Source organism: Burkholderia sp. 28_3 (assembly GCF_003253915.1).
In the GTDB taxonomy this organism is placed as follows: domain Bacteria; phylum Pseudomonadota; class Gammaproteobacteria; order Burkholderiales; family Burkholderiaceae; genus Burkholderia; species Burkholderia cenocepacia.
The window spans coordinates 16,046-29,534 of the sequence record NZ_QKZF01000015.1; the positions used below are offsets into that span (position 1 = coordinate 16,046).

Consider the following 13,489-nt stretch of genomic DNA (forward strand, 5'->3'; position numbering starts at 1 on the left):
CGAATCGAGACGACGCAACGCGCGTCGAAAGATGCCGCAGATTCGCTGCGTCGCGGCGGCTCGACATGCGTGCACGATTCGTCGGACGACGTCGTCAGACAGATCGGTTGAGCGTCCGGCTGTTTATCGTTGTCGTGTCGATCCGGCGCGGCGAGCGCCCGTAGCAGTTGTGAAACATTCCGCAACACGCCGCCCGTACGCGACGGCCGCTGAGCGAAGCGGGCCGGGATGCGGGCCCGCTGGTTTGAATATTGCTGTAGTGGGAGGACGTAATGCTCGACACAGCGAGGAACCGCTCATGACGTGATCGATCCAGTGCAACGGGACGCCGGTAGTACGACGATTCGCGCGGCCCGGACCGCGCGGACGAGGTGGCGCGCTCGCCCCGCAGCATCGCCGCGTGTCGAGCGCGTGCGAGTACGCGATGCGCTGCCCGAATACATGCTTCGCGCCACGTGCAGGATCGCCAGGCGCGCAGTGGCTAAACGAGGACAACGATGAAGAAGATCTTGCTTGTGTTCGGGACCCGGCCGGAGGCCATCAAGATGGCGCCGCTGGTGCGTGCATTGAAGGCGCAAGCGGATGTCGACGCCCGCGTATGCGTGACCGCGCAGCATCGCGAAATGCTCGACCAGGTGCTGACGCTGTTCGACATCAAGCCCGACTACGATCTCAACCTGATGCGGCAAAGCCAGACGCTGACCGACGTGACGACCGGCATTCTCCAGGCGATCGGCATAGTCTTCGACGAACTGCGGCCGGACGTCGTGCTGGTGCACGGCGATACGACGACCACGCTCGCGGTCAGCCTCGCGGCGTTCTATCGCTATCTGCCGGTCGGGCACGTGGAGGCCGGCTTGCGCAGCGGCGACATCTGGTCGCCGTGGCCGGAGGAACTGAATCGCCGCGTGACCGATGCGGTGTCGTCCTGGCATTTCGCCCCGACCGGGCAGGCGCGCGACAACCTGCTGAGCGAAGGCGTGCCGGGCGGCGCGGTCTCACTGACCGGCAATACCGTGATCGATGCGTTGCACGAGGTCAAGCGCATGCTGGATCGCACCGCCGCGCTGTCGGACAAGGTCGCCGCGTACTTCCCGTTTCTCGAACCGTCGCGACGCGTCGTGCTGATCACCGGCCATCGCCGCGAAAGTTTCGGCGAACCGTTCCGGCATTTCTGCGACGCCCTGTGCACGCTGGCGAACCGCTATCGCGATGCGCAGTTCGTCTATCCGCTGCACCTGAATCCGAACGTGAGGGAACCGGCGCGCGCGCGGCTCGGCGACGTCCCCAATATCTACCTGATCGAGCCGCAGGAATATCTTTCGTTCGTCTTCCTGATGTCGCGCGCCTATTTCATCATCACGGATTCGGGCGGCATTCAGGAAGAAGGGCCGGCGCTCGGCAAGCCGGTGCTGGTCACGCGCGAGACGACCGAGCGGCCCGAGGCGATTCAGGCCGGCACCGCGCGGCTCGTCGGCACCGATCAGGACAGGATCGTATGGGAGGCGTCGCGTCTGTTCGACAGCGAGAGCGCTTACGAGGAAATGTCGCGCGCGAGCAATCCGTACGGCGACGGCCATGCGAGCGAGCGGATCGTTCACGCGCTGATGCGCACGCCCGGCGTGCCGACGAAGACGACGAGTTTCTCGATGGGCGCTGCGGAAATGCCGTTCAACGCGCTCACGCTCGGGTTGCAGGCATTGCGGTCGCCGTGAGGAAGGGCGCGCGGTAGCGCCTTCCGGCGCGTTCGACGCAGGCGTCAAGCATCCGGTCCGGCCGCGAGGTCGGCCGGATGCTTGCCTGTGCGCGACCCGGAACCCATTTTCCCGATGCATTCAAAAGTGTTTTCGCGGGAAGCCTCTTTCGCGAAACGGCGCCGCGCACGGATACTTCAGCGGATATCCCACCCGCATCTTCCGGAAATCGCATCGACGCGACGAAATCCGATGCGGGCTCCTTGCACTTGCACGCGATCGCCGAGCGCCCGTCGTGTGTCACACCCTGCCATTCCCCCATGACTCAATCCATTCATCAAGCCTCGTTGCCGGCCCGCTATCGCGCGTGGACCTGGCAAGGCAGCGAGCATCCCGCGCAGTTGCGTCTCGAACAACGGGAAACGCCGGGACTGAAACCCGGCCAGGTGCTGGTCCGCAATCACGCGATCGGCCTCAATCCGGTCGACTGGAAAGTGCTCGGCGGCGCGCTCGTGAACTGGCGCCCCGGGCATGTGCCCGGCGTCGATGGCGCGGGCACGGTGGTCGCGGTCGCGGACGACGCGATGCGCCACCTGCTGGGCCGCCGCGTCGCCTATCATCAGGCGCTCGGCGAGCACGGGAGTTTCGCGGAATACACACCGGTTGCGGCCGGCGTGCTGCTGACGGTGCCCGACATGCTCGATTTCGAAACGGCGGCGAGCGTTCCGTGCCCGGCGCTGACCGCATGGCAGGCGCTCGAGAAGGTGCCGTGCCGTGCGGCGAGGGAAATCCTCGTGAGCGGCGCAGGCGGCGCGGTCGGCAACTATCTGGTGCAGATCGCCGCCGCTCGCGGGTTCGTGGTGTCGGTATCGAGCCACGAACGACATTGGGAGCGCCTGCGCGAGCGCGGGGCAAGCCATTGCCTGCCGCGTCCCGTCGATGCAACGATCGGCGCGATGCCCGAACTGGCCCGGCGTTTCTATGCGGTGTTCGACAGCGTCGATGCGCGGCATGCGGCCTGCTGGGCACCTGCCGTGGCCGCGAACGGGCATATCGTGTGCATCCAGGGGCGCTTCGACACGCCGCCGCTACCGCCGTTCACGTCGAGCGCGTCGCTTCATGAAGTCGCGCTGAATGCGTTGCACACCTATGGCGACGATGCGGCGTGGCTCGAGACGACCGCGGCGGGCAGCATGCTGCTCGCCGGTATCGCGAACGGCCGGATGCAACCCGAAGCACGCGTCACCGGCGACTTCGGGAAGTTGCCGGCGCAACTGGAAGGGCTGCGGGAGCGGCGGTTCTCGGGCAAGCCCGTGGTGCTGGTCGACTGACGGAAGCGGTCGGCGCGTGGCGCGATCGGCCGGCGACGCATGCCGTGTCCGGCCGAATTCCCGTGCCGTTTGCCTGAAACGCTCGAACCGCGCCGATCCGACATCAAATCCGAAATGGCTCGATAATGCGGACGGCGATTCATGCGGACGAGCGGCCGGCTGGAATGGCGTCGAAAGGTTGCGCGGGCAACCGGCCGACGGCATCGTTCGCAGCATCCGCCCGGCCGTGCCTGCACGCGACACGGTCGACGAAACGGCGCCACGCCTGCCTGGTCGTTCGGAATGTGCGCCGCGCCGTTCGAATCCCCACTCGATGCCTGCCCGGCGGGCATCGCAACCAGGAGGTGAACGATGATCACGCTGACCGTCAACGGTAGCGAGCAGCACTTCGACGGCAATCCCGACATGCCGTTGCTCTGGTATCTGCGCGATGTGCTCGGCCACACCGGCACCAAGTTCGGCTGCGGGATGGCGCTGTGCGGTGCGTGCACCGTGCATCTCGACGGCGTGGCGATCCGCGCGTGCATCACGCCCGTCGCGGCGGCGTCGGGCAAGCGCGTGACGACGATCGAGGGGCTGTCGACGGACCTCACGCACCCGCTGCAGCAGGCGTGGCAGGAACTGAACGTCGCGCAATGCGGTTACTGCCAGTCCGGGCAGATCATGCAGGCCGCGTCGCTGCTGAAGACCAATCCCCATCCGACCGACGCCGACATCGACGATGCGATGTCCGGCAACATCTGCCGCTGCGGCACCTATACGCGCATTCGTGCCGCGATCCGGCTGGCCGTGCGCCGCGGAGGTGCCGCATGAGCGCGCCCGAACTCTCCGTCCACAACGAAAGCCGCCGCGCGTTGCTGCTCGGCTTCGCGTCCGGCGGGCTGCTGCTCGCGTTCGGCGTGCCGTCGCTCGCTCGGGCGGCCGCGCCGGTGCAGCCGCCCGTCAGCGCGAATCCGCAGTATGGCGGCGCCGGGATGCCGCACGGCTTGCGCGACGATCCGAACCTGTTCGTTGCGATCGCACCGGACGGCACCGTCACGGTGACCTGCATCCGCTCCGAGATGGGGCAGGGCGTGCGCACGAGCGTGGCGCTCGTGGTGGCCGACGAACTGGGCGCGGACTGGGCGCGCGTGAAGGTCGCGCAAGCGGTCGGCGACGAGCCGCGCTACGGCAACCAGAACACCGACGGGTCGCGCAGCCTGCGCCAGAGCTTCGCCGCGCTGCGCCGTGCCGGGGCGGCCGCGCGCACGATGCTCGCGCAGGCAGCCGCCGGCGAATGGGGCGTCGACGTGCGCCAGGTGAAGGTGACGGTGCACGAGGTCGTCGACTCGAAGAGCGGGCGCAAGCTCGGCTTCGGCGAACTGGCCGCGAAGGCGGCCGCGCTGCCGGTGCCCGATACGAAAAGCGTGCCGTTGAAGGCGCCGGCCGAATTCCGCTATATCGGCAAGGGCAAGACGGCGCTGATCGACGGACGCGACATCGTCGGCGGCCGGGCGCAGTACGGAATCGATACGCGGCTCGACGGCATGCTGTATGCGGTCGTCGCGCGGCCGCCGGCCTACGGCGATACGGTGGCGTCGTTCGACGCGTCGGCCGCCGGGAAGCTGCCGGGCGTCGTCAAGGTCGTGCAACTGGCGGCGACGCCGCTGCCGTCCGGCTTCCAGCCGCTCGGCGGCGTGGCCGTCATCGCGCGCGATACGTGGACGGCCATCCAGGCGCGCGCGCAGTTGAAGATCGACTGGAAGCACGGACCCAACGCGGGCTACGACTCGACCGAATATCGCAAGACGCTCGAAGCGGCTGCCGCGCAGCCGGGCGACGTGATCCGCAACGACGGCGACGTGGCGGCCGCACTCGCCGGCGCCGCGAAACGCGTACGCGCGACCTACTACGTCCCGCATCTCGCGCACGCGACGATGGAGCCGCCCGCGGCCGTCGCGCGCGTGGCCGACGGCCGCTGCGAGGTATGGACCTGCACGCAGGCGCCGCAGACCACGCGCGACGAGCTTGCGAAGGCGCTCGGCTTGCCGGCGGAGCGCGTGACGGTCAACGTGACGCTGCTGGGCGGCGGTTTCGGCCGCAAGTCGAAGCCCGACTACGTGGTGGAAGCCGCGCTGCTGTCGAAGGCGGTCGGCGCGCCCGTGAAGCTGACCTTCACGCGCGAGGACGACATCGCGCACGACTACTTCCACGCGGTGTCGCTCGAAGCGTTCGACGGCGGGATCGATGCATCGGGGAAGGTGGTCGCGTGGCAGCATCGCACGGTCGCGCCGTCGATCCAGTCGACGTTCCGGGCCGGCGTCGTGCACGAGCAGCCGGGCGAGCTCGCGCAAGGCATCGCGGATCTGCCGTTCGCGATTCCGAACGTGCGGCTCGAGAATCCGGCCGCGGAAGCGCACACGAGGATCGGCTGGTTCCGCTCGGTGTACAACATCCCGCATGCGTTCGGCATCCAGAGTTTCGTGTCGGAGCTTGCGCACGCGGCCGGCCGCGATCCGAAGGATTTCCTGCTCGAGCTGATCGGGCCCGCTCGGCGTTTCGAGCCGCACATCACGGTGAAGAACGTAAACTACGGCGAGGATCCCGCGCTGTATCCGGTCGATACGGGGCGGCTGCGACGCGTGGTCGAGACGGTCGCGCGCGAAGCCGGCTGGGGCCGCACGCTGCCGAACGGGCATGGGCTCGGGATCGCCGCGCATCGCAGCTTCGTGTCGTACACGGCCGCGGTGTGCGAGGTGCAGGTCGACGCGGACGGCAAGATCTCGGTGCCGCGCGTCGACATCGCGATCGACTGCGGGCCGCAGGTCAATCCGGAACGGGTGCGCTCGCAGCTCGAGGGCGCGGTGGTGATGGGGCTCGGCATTGCGCTGCACGGCGAGATCACGTTCAAGGACGGCCACCCGGAGCAGAGCAACTTCAACGGCTTCCAGGTGTTGAGAATGAACGAGGCGCCGCGTGAAATCCGCGTGCATCTGGTGGCGCCCGACGACTTCGCGACGCCGCTCGGCGGGGTCGGTGAACCGGGCCTGCCGCCCGTCGCGCCGGCGCTGACCAACGCGATCTTCGCGGCGACCGGCACGCGCATCCGCAGCCTGCCGGTGGCCGATCAGCTCGCGAAACCGCAGGCTGGTTGACGCAACCTCTGTCCCGCGCCGGGCCGCATCGTGCGGCCCGGTTTGCATCGACCCCTTGAACAAGGAGTGTGACGTGGCCTCATCCGATGTCAGTGTGAAGCAGACGGTTTCCTCCGCCGAATGGGAGGCGCGCGTCAACCTGGCGGCCGCGTATCGCCTCACCGCGCTGTTCGGCTGGGACGATCTCGTGTTCACCCATATTTCCGCGCGCGTGCCCGGCCCGGAGCACCACTTCCTGATCAACCCGTACGGGATGATGTTCGACGAGATCACGGCGTCGTCGCTGGTCAAGGTGGATCTCGACGGCCGCAAGGTGTCCGAATCGCCGTACGAGATCAACCCGGCCGGCTTCACGATCCACAGCGCGGTGCATGCGGCCCGCGACGATGCCCAATGCGTGATGCATACGCATTCGATCAACGGTGTGGCCGTCTCGGCGCAGGAAGCGGGCTTGCTGCCGCTGTCGCAGCAGTCGCTCGGCGTGCTCGCGTCGCTCGGCTATCACGACTACGAGGGCATCGCGCTCGACGAGGGCGAGAAGGCGCGCCTCGTGCGCGACCTCGGCAGCAATACGAACCTGATGCTGCGCAATCACGGGCTGCTGACCGTCGGTGCGACGCCGGCCGATGCGTTCGTCGCGATGTACTTCTTCGAAGCGGCCTGCATGATCCAGGTCCGCGCGCAGGCGGGCGGCTCGGCGCTGCTGCCGATCGCGCAGCCGATTCTCGACGGCATCAAACAGCAGATCGCCGCGGTCACGCGCGGGATGGGCGCCGGGGCGCTCGTCTGGCCCGGGCTGCTGCGCCGGCTCGATCGGCGCGATCCCGGCTACGCGGACTAGCGTGTTCGTCGTTGTCGTTTGCGAACGACCGTGCTAAATTCCTGCCAGCACTTGGAGCCACGCAACCCTTCATTCGGCTGACACGGCCGGCACCCCGGGAGGCAGCACGATGAGCCTGTTGATGTCGCGACGCGATCTCGCGTTCCTGCTGTACGACTGGCTCGACGCCGAAGCGCTCGTCGCGCTGCCGCGTTACGCGGAGCATAGTCGCGAGACCTTCGACGCGGTGCTCGACACCAGCGAGCGGATCGCCGAAGACCTGTTCGCGCCGCATGCGGCGCGCGGCGATCGCGACGAGCCGCGGTTCGACGGCGAACGCGTGACGCTGATCCCGGAAGTCGAACCGGCCGTGCGCGCGTTCGCGGACGCCGGGCTGATCGCCGCGGGGCATGACGAAGCACTCGGCGGCATGTGCTTGCCGAAGCTGGTCGAAGCCGCGTCGTTCCTGTTCTTCCAGGCCGCGAACATCGCGACGGCCGCGTATCCGTTCCTGACCGTCGCCAATGCGAACCTGCTCGTCGCGCACGGCAGCGCCGCGCAGATCGACGCGTTCGCGCGCCCCGAGCTGGAAGGGCGTTTCCTCGGCACGATGTGCCTGTCCGAGCCGCAAGCCGGCTCGTCGCTGTCCGACATCGCGACGCGCGCCGATTTCGAATGCGATTCGCCGCTCGGCCCGCGCTACCGGCTGACCGGCAACAAGATGTGGATATCCGGCGGCGAGCACGAGCTGGCGGAGAACATCGTCCACCTCGTGCTCGCGAAGATTCCCGACGAACATGGTCGGTTGCAACCCGGCACGCGCGGCATCTCGCTGTTCATCGTGCCGAAGTTCCTGACGGGCGCCGATGGCGATGCGAACGGCGAGCACAACGACGTCGTGCTCGCCGGGCTGAACCACAAGATGGGCTATCGCGGCACGACCAACTGCCTGCTGAATTTCGGCGAAGGGACGCGTTACCGTCCGGCAGGGCGTGCGGGCGCGATCGGTTATCTGGTCGGCCAGCCGAATCATGGGCTGGCCTACATGTTCCACATGATGAACGAGGCGCGCATCGGCGTCGGCGCGGGCGCGGTGGCGCTCGGCTACACCGGTTATCTGCACGCGCTCGACTATGCGCGCAACCGTCCGCAAGGGCGCCCGCTCGGACCGGCCGGCAAGGATGCGGCCGCGCCGCAGGCGCCGATCGTCGATCATCCGGACGTGCGGCGCATGCTGCTCGCGCAGAAGGCTTACGTCGAAGGCGGGCTCGCGTTGATCCTGTACTGCGCGAAACTTGTCGACGAAGCGCGTGCGCACGACGATGCGGCGGTGCGCGCCGATGCCGCGCGCCTGCTCGACATCCTGACGCCGATCGCGAAAAGCTGGCCGTCGCAGTGGTGCGTTGCCGCGAACGATCTCGCGATCCAGGTGCACGGCGGTTACGGCTATACGCGCGACTACGCGGTCGAAAGGCTCTATCGCGACAACCGCCTGAATCCGATTCACGAAGGCACGCACGGCATCCAGGCGCTCGATCTGCTGGGCCGCAAGGTCACGCAGGACGACGGCGCGTCGCTGCGCGCGCTCGATGCGCGGATCGGCGCGACCGTCGAGCGTGCGCGAGCGCTGGATGCCGGCATGCGCGAGCAGGCCGAGGCATTGGCCCGGCGCTGGGCGCGGCTGGGCGACGTGACACGCCAGTTGAGCGCGATCGGCGATCCGCAGACGCGGCTCGCGAACGCGAGCGTGTATCTCGAAGCGTTCGGCCATCTCGTCGTCGCCTGGCTGTGGCTCGACGTGACGCTCGCCGCGCACGGACACGACGGCGATTTCCACGACGGCAAGCGCGCGGCGGCCCGCTACTTCTTCCGCTGGGAACTGCCGAAGGTGGATGCACAGCTCGACCTGCTGTCGAGCGTCGACACGACCACGCTCGACATGCGCGACGCGTGGTTCTGAACGTGGCTTCAACGACATTCCGGAATATCGACGAGCGCGCGGATGCCGACGGCCATCGCGCGCGCGTCGTGAACCGGCCGCGCGGGGGCGCCCGCGGACCGTACCGATGCCCGGCCACGCCGGGCAAGGAGAGAAGCGCATGAAAGCCCTGTTGTGTACCGCATTCGGCCCGATCGACCGCTTGCGTATCGAAGATGTCGCGATTCCCGAACCGGCGGCCGGGCAGGTCCGGATCCAGGTGAAGGCGGCATCGCTCAATTTCCCCGACGCGCTGATCGTCCAGGGGCTGTATCAGGTGAAACCGGCGCTGCCGTTCTCGCCGGGCGCCGAGTTTGCCGGCGTGATCGACGCGGTCGGCGATGGCGTCACCGCGTGGCGGCCCGGCGATTCGGTGATGGCGTTCACCGGGCACGGCGGGTTCGCGGAACACTGCGTGGCCGACGCGCACCAGCTCGCCGCGCTGCCGCCGGGGATGACGTTCGAGCAGGGCGCGGCGCTCGTGCTCGCGTACGGCACGTCGCTGCACGCGTTGCAGCAGCGTGCGCGCCTGCAGGCGGGCGAGACGCTGCTCGTGCTGGGCGCGGCGGGCGGCGTCGGGATCGCCGCGATCGAGATCGCGAAAGCGCTCGGTGCGCGCGTGATCGCGGCGGCGTCGAGCGCGGACAAGCTCGCGCTGTGCCGTGAAGCCGGCGCCGACGAGACGATCGACTATGCGACCGAAGACCTGCGCCGCCGCGTCGACGAGCTGACCGGCGGGCGCGGCGCCGACGTCGTCTACGATCCGGTGGGCGGCGCGTACAGCGAAGCGGCGCTGCGTGCGACCGCGTGGCGCGGGCGGTTCCTCGTGGTCGGTTTCGCGGCCGGCGAGATCCCGAAGATCGCGCTGAACCTCGCGCTGCTGAAGGAGCGCGACATTCTCGGCGTGTTCTGGGGCGATGCGGTGCGGCGCGATCCGGCGCAGCATGCCGCGAACATGCGGCTGCTCGCCGAATGGTTCGCGGCCGGCAAGGTGCGGCCCGCGATCACCGAGCGCGTGTCGCTGGCCGGCGCGGCCGACGCGATCGCGCGGATGGCGAACCGGCAAGTGAAGGGCAAGGTCGTGATTTTTCCGGACGCGTGATCCGGTTTCGCCGCGCGGCGACGCCATGCAGGCCGCGCGGCCGCTTCTTCATGACGGCGAAGGGCGGCGCGACCCGCTGCCACCACGCCGGACTATGCAGGCGAGCACGCGGTGCCGCGCGGCGCTGAAACGAACGCCGCCCGTCCTGCGTCAGCGGCTTCAGTCCTTCGGCAGGCGCAGCGTCTCGAGCGCATGCTGCGAAAACTCGACCCAGAACCGCTCGTTCGCGATGCCGGCCTGCAGCACCAGATGCTGCAGCCGCTTCGTGCGTGAATCGCCGGCCGCCGGAGCGCCGGCCGCCGGAGCGCCGGCCGTCGCAAAGTCGCGCGCCTCGATCTGCAGATACAGATCCAGCTTTTCCTGATGAAGCGCGATGCGCCGCCGGATCTCGTGCTCGAGGCCGGCCGGCCCGAGCACGGCTTCCGCGCGCAGACGCACCATCAGCGCCTCGCGCAGCGGCGTCGGATCTTCCGGTTCGGCGATCCAGCGGCGCAATTCCTTCTTGCCGGCCGGCAGGATCCGGTACGCGCGCTTGCGGCCGCGACCGGACTCGGCGGGCAGCGATTCGATCCAGCCCATTTCCTCGAGACGCCCGAGTTCGCGATAGATCTGCTGGTGCGTCGCCTGCCAGAAGTAGCCGATCGAGCGATCGAAACGGTCGGCGAGCTCGGACCCCGAACCGGGGCGTTCGGCGAGGGCGGTGAGAAGCGCGTGCGGCAGGGACATGTCGGATCGAGGCAGGCGGCGGAATGAACCGCATCTTGCCATATCGGGGCCGCAGCACAAATGGCGAACGCATGTTTATGCAACATGTTGCATAAACAAAGGCGGCGGGCTACCATCAATGCAACTTGTTGCATAAACATGGAGACACCCGATGGCTTCCCGTTATCCGCATTTGACGACTCCGCTCGAACTCGGCTTCACGTCACTCAGGAACCGCGTGTTGATGGGGTCGATGCACGTCGGCCTGGAGGAAGCGCCGAACGGCTTCGAGCGGATGGCCGCGTTCTATGCGGAGCGCGCGCGCGGCGAGGCCGGCCTGATCGTCACGGGCGGCTTCGCGCCGAACGAGCGCGGCCGTCCGGCGCCCGGCGGCGCGATGCTGACGACCGAAGCGGACGCCGAACGGCATCGCGTCGTGACGCGCGCGGTGCAGGCGGAGGGCGGCCGCATCGCGTTGCAGATCCTGCATTTCGGGCGTTATGCGTATCACCCGGCGCTCGCGGCGCCGAGCGCGCTGAAGGCGCCGATCAACCCGTTCACGCCGCATGCGTTGACGAGCGACGAGGTCGACGAGACGATCGCCGATTTCGTGCGATGCGCGGCGCTCGCGCAGCATGCGGGCTACGACGGGGTCGAGATCATGGGCTCCGAGGGCTACCTGATCAACGAATTCATCGCCGCGCGCACGAACCATCGCGACGATGCGTGGGGCGGCGCGTACGACAACCGTATCCGCTTCGCGGTCGAGATCGTGCGGCGCGTGCGCGAGCGTGTGGGAGCGAACTTCATCGTCATCTATCGGCTGTCGATGCTCGATCTCGTCGAAGGCGGCTCCACGCTCGACGAGGTGATCCGGCTCGCGCGGGCGATCGAGGCGGCCGGCGCGACGATCCTCAATACCGGCATCGGCTGGCACGAGGCGCGCATCCCGACCATCGCGACCAAGGTGCCGCGCGCCGCGTATGCGTGGGTGACGCGGCAACTGATGGGCAAGGTCGGCATTCCGCTCGTCGCGACCAACCGGATCAATACGCCGGAAGTCGCCGAGCAACTGCTCGCCGACGGCTATTGCGACATGGTGTCGATGGCGCGGCCGTTCCTCGCCGATGCCGAATTCGTCCGCAAGGCGCGGGAAGGGCGCGCGGACGAAATCAACACGTGCATCGGCTGCAACCAGGCGTGCCTCGACCATACGTTCAGCGGCAGGATCACGTCGTGTCTCGTGAATCCGCGTGCGTGTCATGAAACCGAGCTCGTGATCGCGCCCGCGCCGCGCCGCAAGCGGATCGCGGTGGTCGGCGCCGGGCCGGCGGGCCTTGGCTTCGCGGTCACGGCGGCCGAGCGCGGTCACGCGGTCACGCTGTACGAAGCGGGCGCCGAGATCGGCGGTCAGTTCAATCTCGCGAGGAAGGTGCCCGGCAAGGAGGAGTTCAACGAGACGCTGCGCTATTTCCGCCGGCAGATCGAACTGCGCGGCATCGCGCTGCACGTCGATACGCGTGCGACGGCCGAGATGCTGTTGCAGGGTGAATTCGACGAAGTGGTGATCGCGACCGGCATCGTGCCGCGCACGCCGCCGATCGACGGTGCCGGTCATCCGAAGGCGCTCGGCTATCTCGACGTGCTGCGCGACGACAAGGCCGTCGGCAACTCCGTCGCGATCGTCGGCGCGGGCGGTATCGGCTTCGACGTCGCGGAATATCTCGTCCATCGCGATCGCGGCGAGCATGGCGACGCGGACCGGTTCTTCAGCGAATGGGGCGTCGATCGATCGTATGCGAATGCCGGCGGGCTGGGCGCCGCGCGGCCCGAACCGGCCGCGCGGGAAGTGCACCTGCTGCAGCGCAAGGCGTCGAAAGTCGGCGACGGGCTCGGCAAGACCACCGGCTGGATTCACCGCACGGCGCTGAAGGCGCGCGGCGTGGGGATGTCGTCGTCGGTCACGTACCGGCGCATCGACGATGACGGCTTTCACGTGACGATCGACGGCGTCGAACGGACGCTGCCGGTGGACAACGTGGTGATCTGCGCGGGGCAGGAGCCGTCGCGCGAGCTGGCGGAACAGCTGCAGGCAGCCGGATGCCGCGTGCATCTGATCGGCGGCGCATACGAGGCCGCCGAACTCGATGCGAAGCGCGCGATTCACCAGGGCACGACGCTGGCCGCGACCCTTTGATACCGATTCGTTTCTTCCCCCGTCCAACAACGTTACTGGAGACTGCGATGACGCACCCGCCGCTGAATGTTCATCCCGCCGTCGCGAAATCGCTCGACGCGTGGCACGCGATGGTCGAACGCAAGGATTTCGGCGCGCTGGAATCGATCGTCCATCCGGACGCCGTGTTCCGTTCGCCGATGGCATTCAAGCCGTACGGGCCGGCGCCCGCGTTGCTGATGGCGCTGCGCACGGTGATCACGATCCTCGACAACTTCACGTATCACCGCCAGTTCGTGACCGACGACGGCAAGAGCGTCGTGCTGGAGTTCGGTGCGACCGTCGGCGACAAGGCGCTGAAGGGGATCGACATGATCCGCTTCGACGACGACGGCCGGATCGTCGAATTCGAGGTCATGGTCCGGCCGTTCAATGCGCTGCAGGCGCTCGGCGCGGAAATGGGCGCGCGGCTCGGGCAGCAGTTGCCGGCATTCAAGACCGGCGGTTGAGCGGTGCGGCGGCTGCCGCGCAGCCCGGTCCGCCGCCGCA

Annotated in this window: 10 protein-coding genes; 9 read left to right on the forward strand and 1 reads right to left on the reverse strand. The window is 68.2% G+C overall.

The features are described 5' to 3' along the window. Positions 1-497: 497 nt before the first annotated feature. The 7 genes from wecB (at position 498) to DFS13_RS26365 (ending at position 10,059) form a co-directional block, all read left to right on the forward strand. Positions 498-1,715, forward strand: coding sequence for a non-hydrolyzing UDP-N-acetylglucosamine 2-epimerase (wecB, locus tag DFS13_RS26330; protein WP_048989023.1), 1,218 nt, complete (start codon positions 498-500; stop codon positions 1,713-1,715). A gap of 299 nt (positions 1,716-2,014) precedes the next feature. Beyond that, positions 2,015-3,025 (forward strand): zinc-binding dehydrogenase, encoded by a 1,011-nt coding sequence (locus tag DFS13_RS26340; protein WP_241308587.1) that lies wholly within the window; start codon positions 2,015-2,017, stop codon positions 3,023-3,025. 351 nt (positions 3,026-3,376) lie between these two features. Next, complete coding sequence (locus tag DFS13_RS26345; protein ID WP_006490528.1) at positions 3,377-3,838, forward strand: (2Fe-2S)-binding protein; 462 nt, start codon at positions 3,377-3,379, stop codon at positions 3,836-3,838. Then, complete coding sequence (locus DFS13_RS26350; protein ID WP_069351971.1) at positions 3,835-6,159, forward strand: xanthine dehydrogenase family protein molybdopterin-binding subunit; 2,325 nt, start codon at positions 3,835-3,837, stop codon at positions 6,157-6,159. Before DFS13_RS26345 ends, DFS13_RS26350 begins: the two co-directional genes overlap by 4 nt. A gap of 73 nt (positions 6,160-6,232) precedes the next feature. Next, positions 6,233-7,000 carry a class II aldolase/adducin family protein gene (locus DFS13_RS26355; protein ID WP_111442283.1) on the forward strand — a complete coding sequence of 256 codons (768 nt, stop codon included), beginning with the start codon at positions 6,233-6,235 and terminating at the stop codon, positions 6,998-7,000. Positions 7,001-7,109: 109 nt separating this feature from the next. Beyond that, positions 7,110-8,939, forward strand: a complete 1,830-nt coding sequence (locus tag DFS13_RS26360; protein ID WP_060263198.1) for an acyl-CoA dehydrogenase — start codon at positions 7,110-7,112, stop codon at positions 8,937-8,939. Between the two features lie 139 nt (positions 8,940-9,078). Then, on the forward strand, positions 9,079-10,059 hold the full coding sequence (locus DFS13_RS26365) for an NADPH:quinone oxidoreductase family protein (RefSeq protein ID WP_060211639.1): 981 nt from the start codon (positions 9,079-9,081) through the stop codon (positions 10,057-10,059). Positions 10,060-10,218: 159 nt separating this feature from the next. Here the strand turns inward: DFS13_RS26365 and DFS13_RS26370 are convergent, their stop codons facing one another. Then, positions 10,219-10,785, reverse strand: coding sequence for a PadR family transcriptional regulator (locus tag DFS13_RS26370; RefSeq protein WP_181461627.1), 567 nt, complete (start codon positions 10,783-10,785; stop codon positions 10,219-10,221). Positions 10,786-10,936: 151 nt separating this feature from the next. Between DFS13_RS26370 and DFS13_RS26375 the strand changes: the two genes are divergently transcribed. Together DFS13_RS26375 and DFS13_RS26380 are read left to right on the forward strand one after the other, a co-directional pair. Continuing rightward, a complete protein-coding gene (locus tag DFS13_RS26375) occupies positions 10,937-12,961 on the forward strand; it encodes an FAD-dependent oxidoreductase (RefSeq protein WP_077021952.1) in 2,025 nt (674 codons plus the stop codon). 47 nt (positions 12,962-13,008) lie between these two features. Beyond that, positions 13,009-13,449: a nuclear transport factor 2 family protein gene (locus DFS13_RS26380; protein ID WP_006490563.1), complete on the forward strand. Its 441-nt coding sequence runs from the start codon at positions 13,009-13,011 to the stop codon at positions 13,447-13,449. The last annotated feature ends 40 nt before the right edge of the window (positions 13,450-13,489 follow it).

Coding starts and splice junctions, on each gene's coding strand:
- DFS13_RS26340 (WP_241308587.1), top strand. CDS start 2,015: ATGACTCAATCCATTCATCAAGCCTCGTTGCCGGCCCGCTATCGCGCG.
- DFS13_RS26365 (WP_060211639.1), top strand. CDS start 9,079: ATGAAAGCCCTGTTGTGTACCGCATTCGGCCCGATCGACCGCTTGCGT.
- DFS13_RS26375 (WP_077021952.1), top strand. CDS start 10,937: ATGGCTTCCCGTTATCCGCATTTGACGACTCCGCTCGAACTCGGCTTC.
- wecB (WP_048989023.1), top strand. CDS start 498: ATGAAGAAGATCTTGCTTGTGTTCGGGACCCGGCCGGAGGCCATCAAG.
- DFS13_RS26345 (WP_006490528.1), top strand. CDS start 3,377: ATGATCACGCTGACCGTCAACGGTAGCGAGCAGCACTTCGACGGCAAT.
- DFS13_RS26350 (WP_069351971.1), top strand. CDS start 3,835: ATGAGCGCGCCCGAACTCTCCGTCCACAACGAAAGCCGCCGCGCGTTG.
- DFS13_RS26370 (WP_181461627.1), bottom strand. CDS start 10,785: ATGTCCCTGCCGCACGCGCTTCTCACCGCCCTCGCCGAACGCCCCGGT.
- DFS13_RS26360 (WP_060263198.1), top strand. CDS start 7,110: ATGAGCCTGTTGATGTCGCGACGCGATCTCGCGTTCCTGCTGTACGAC.
- DFS13_RS26380 (WP_006490563.1), top strand. CDS start 13,009: ATGACGCACCCGCCGCTGAATGTTCATCCCGCCGTCGCGAAATCGCTC.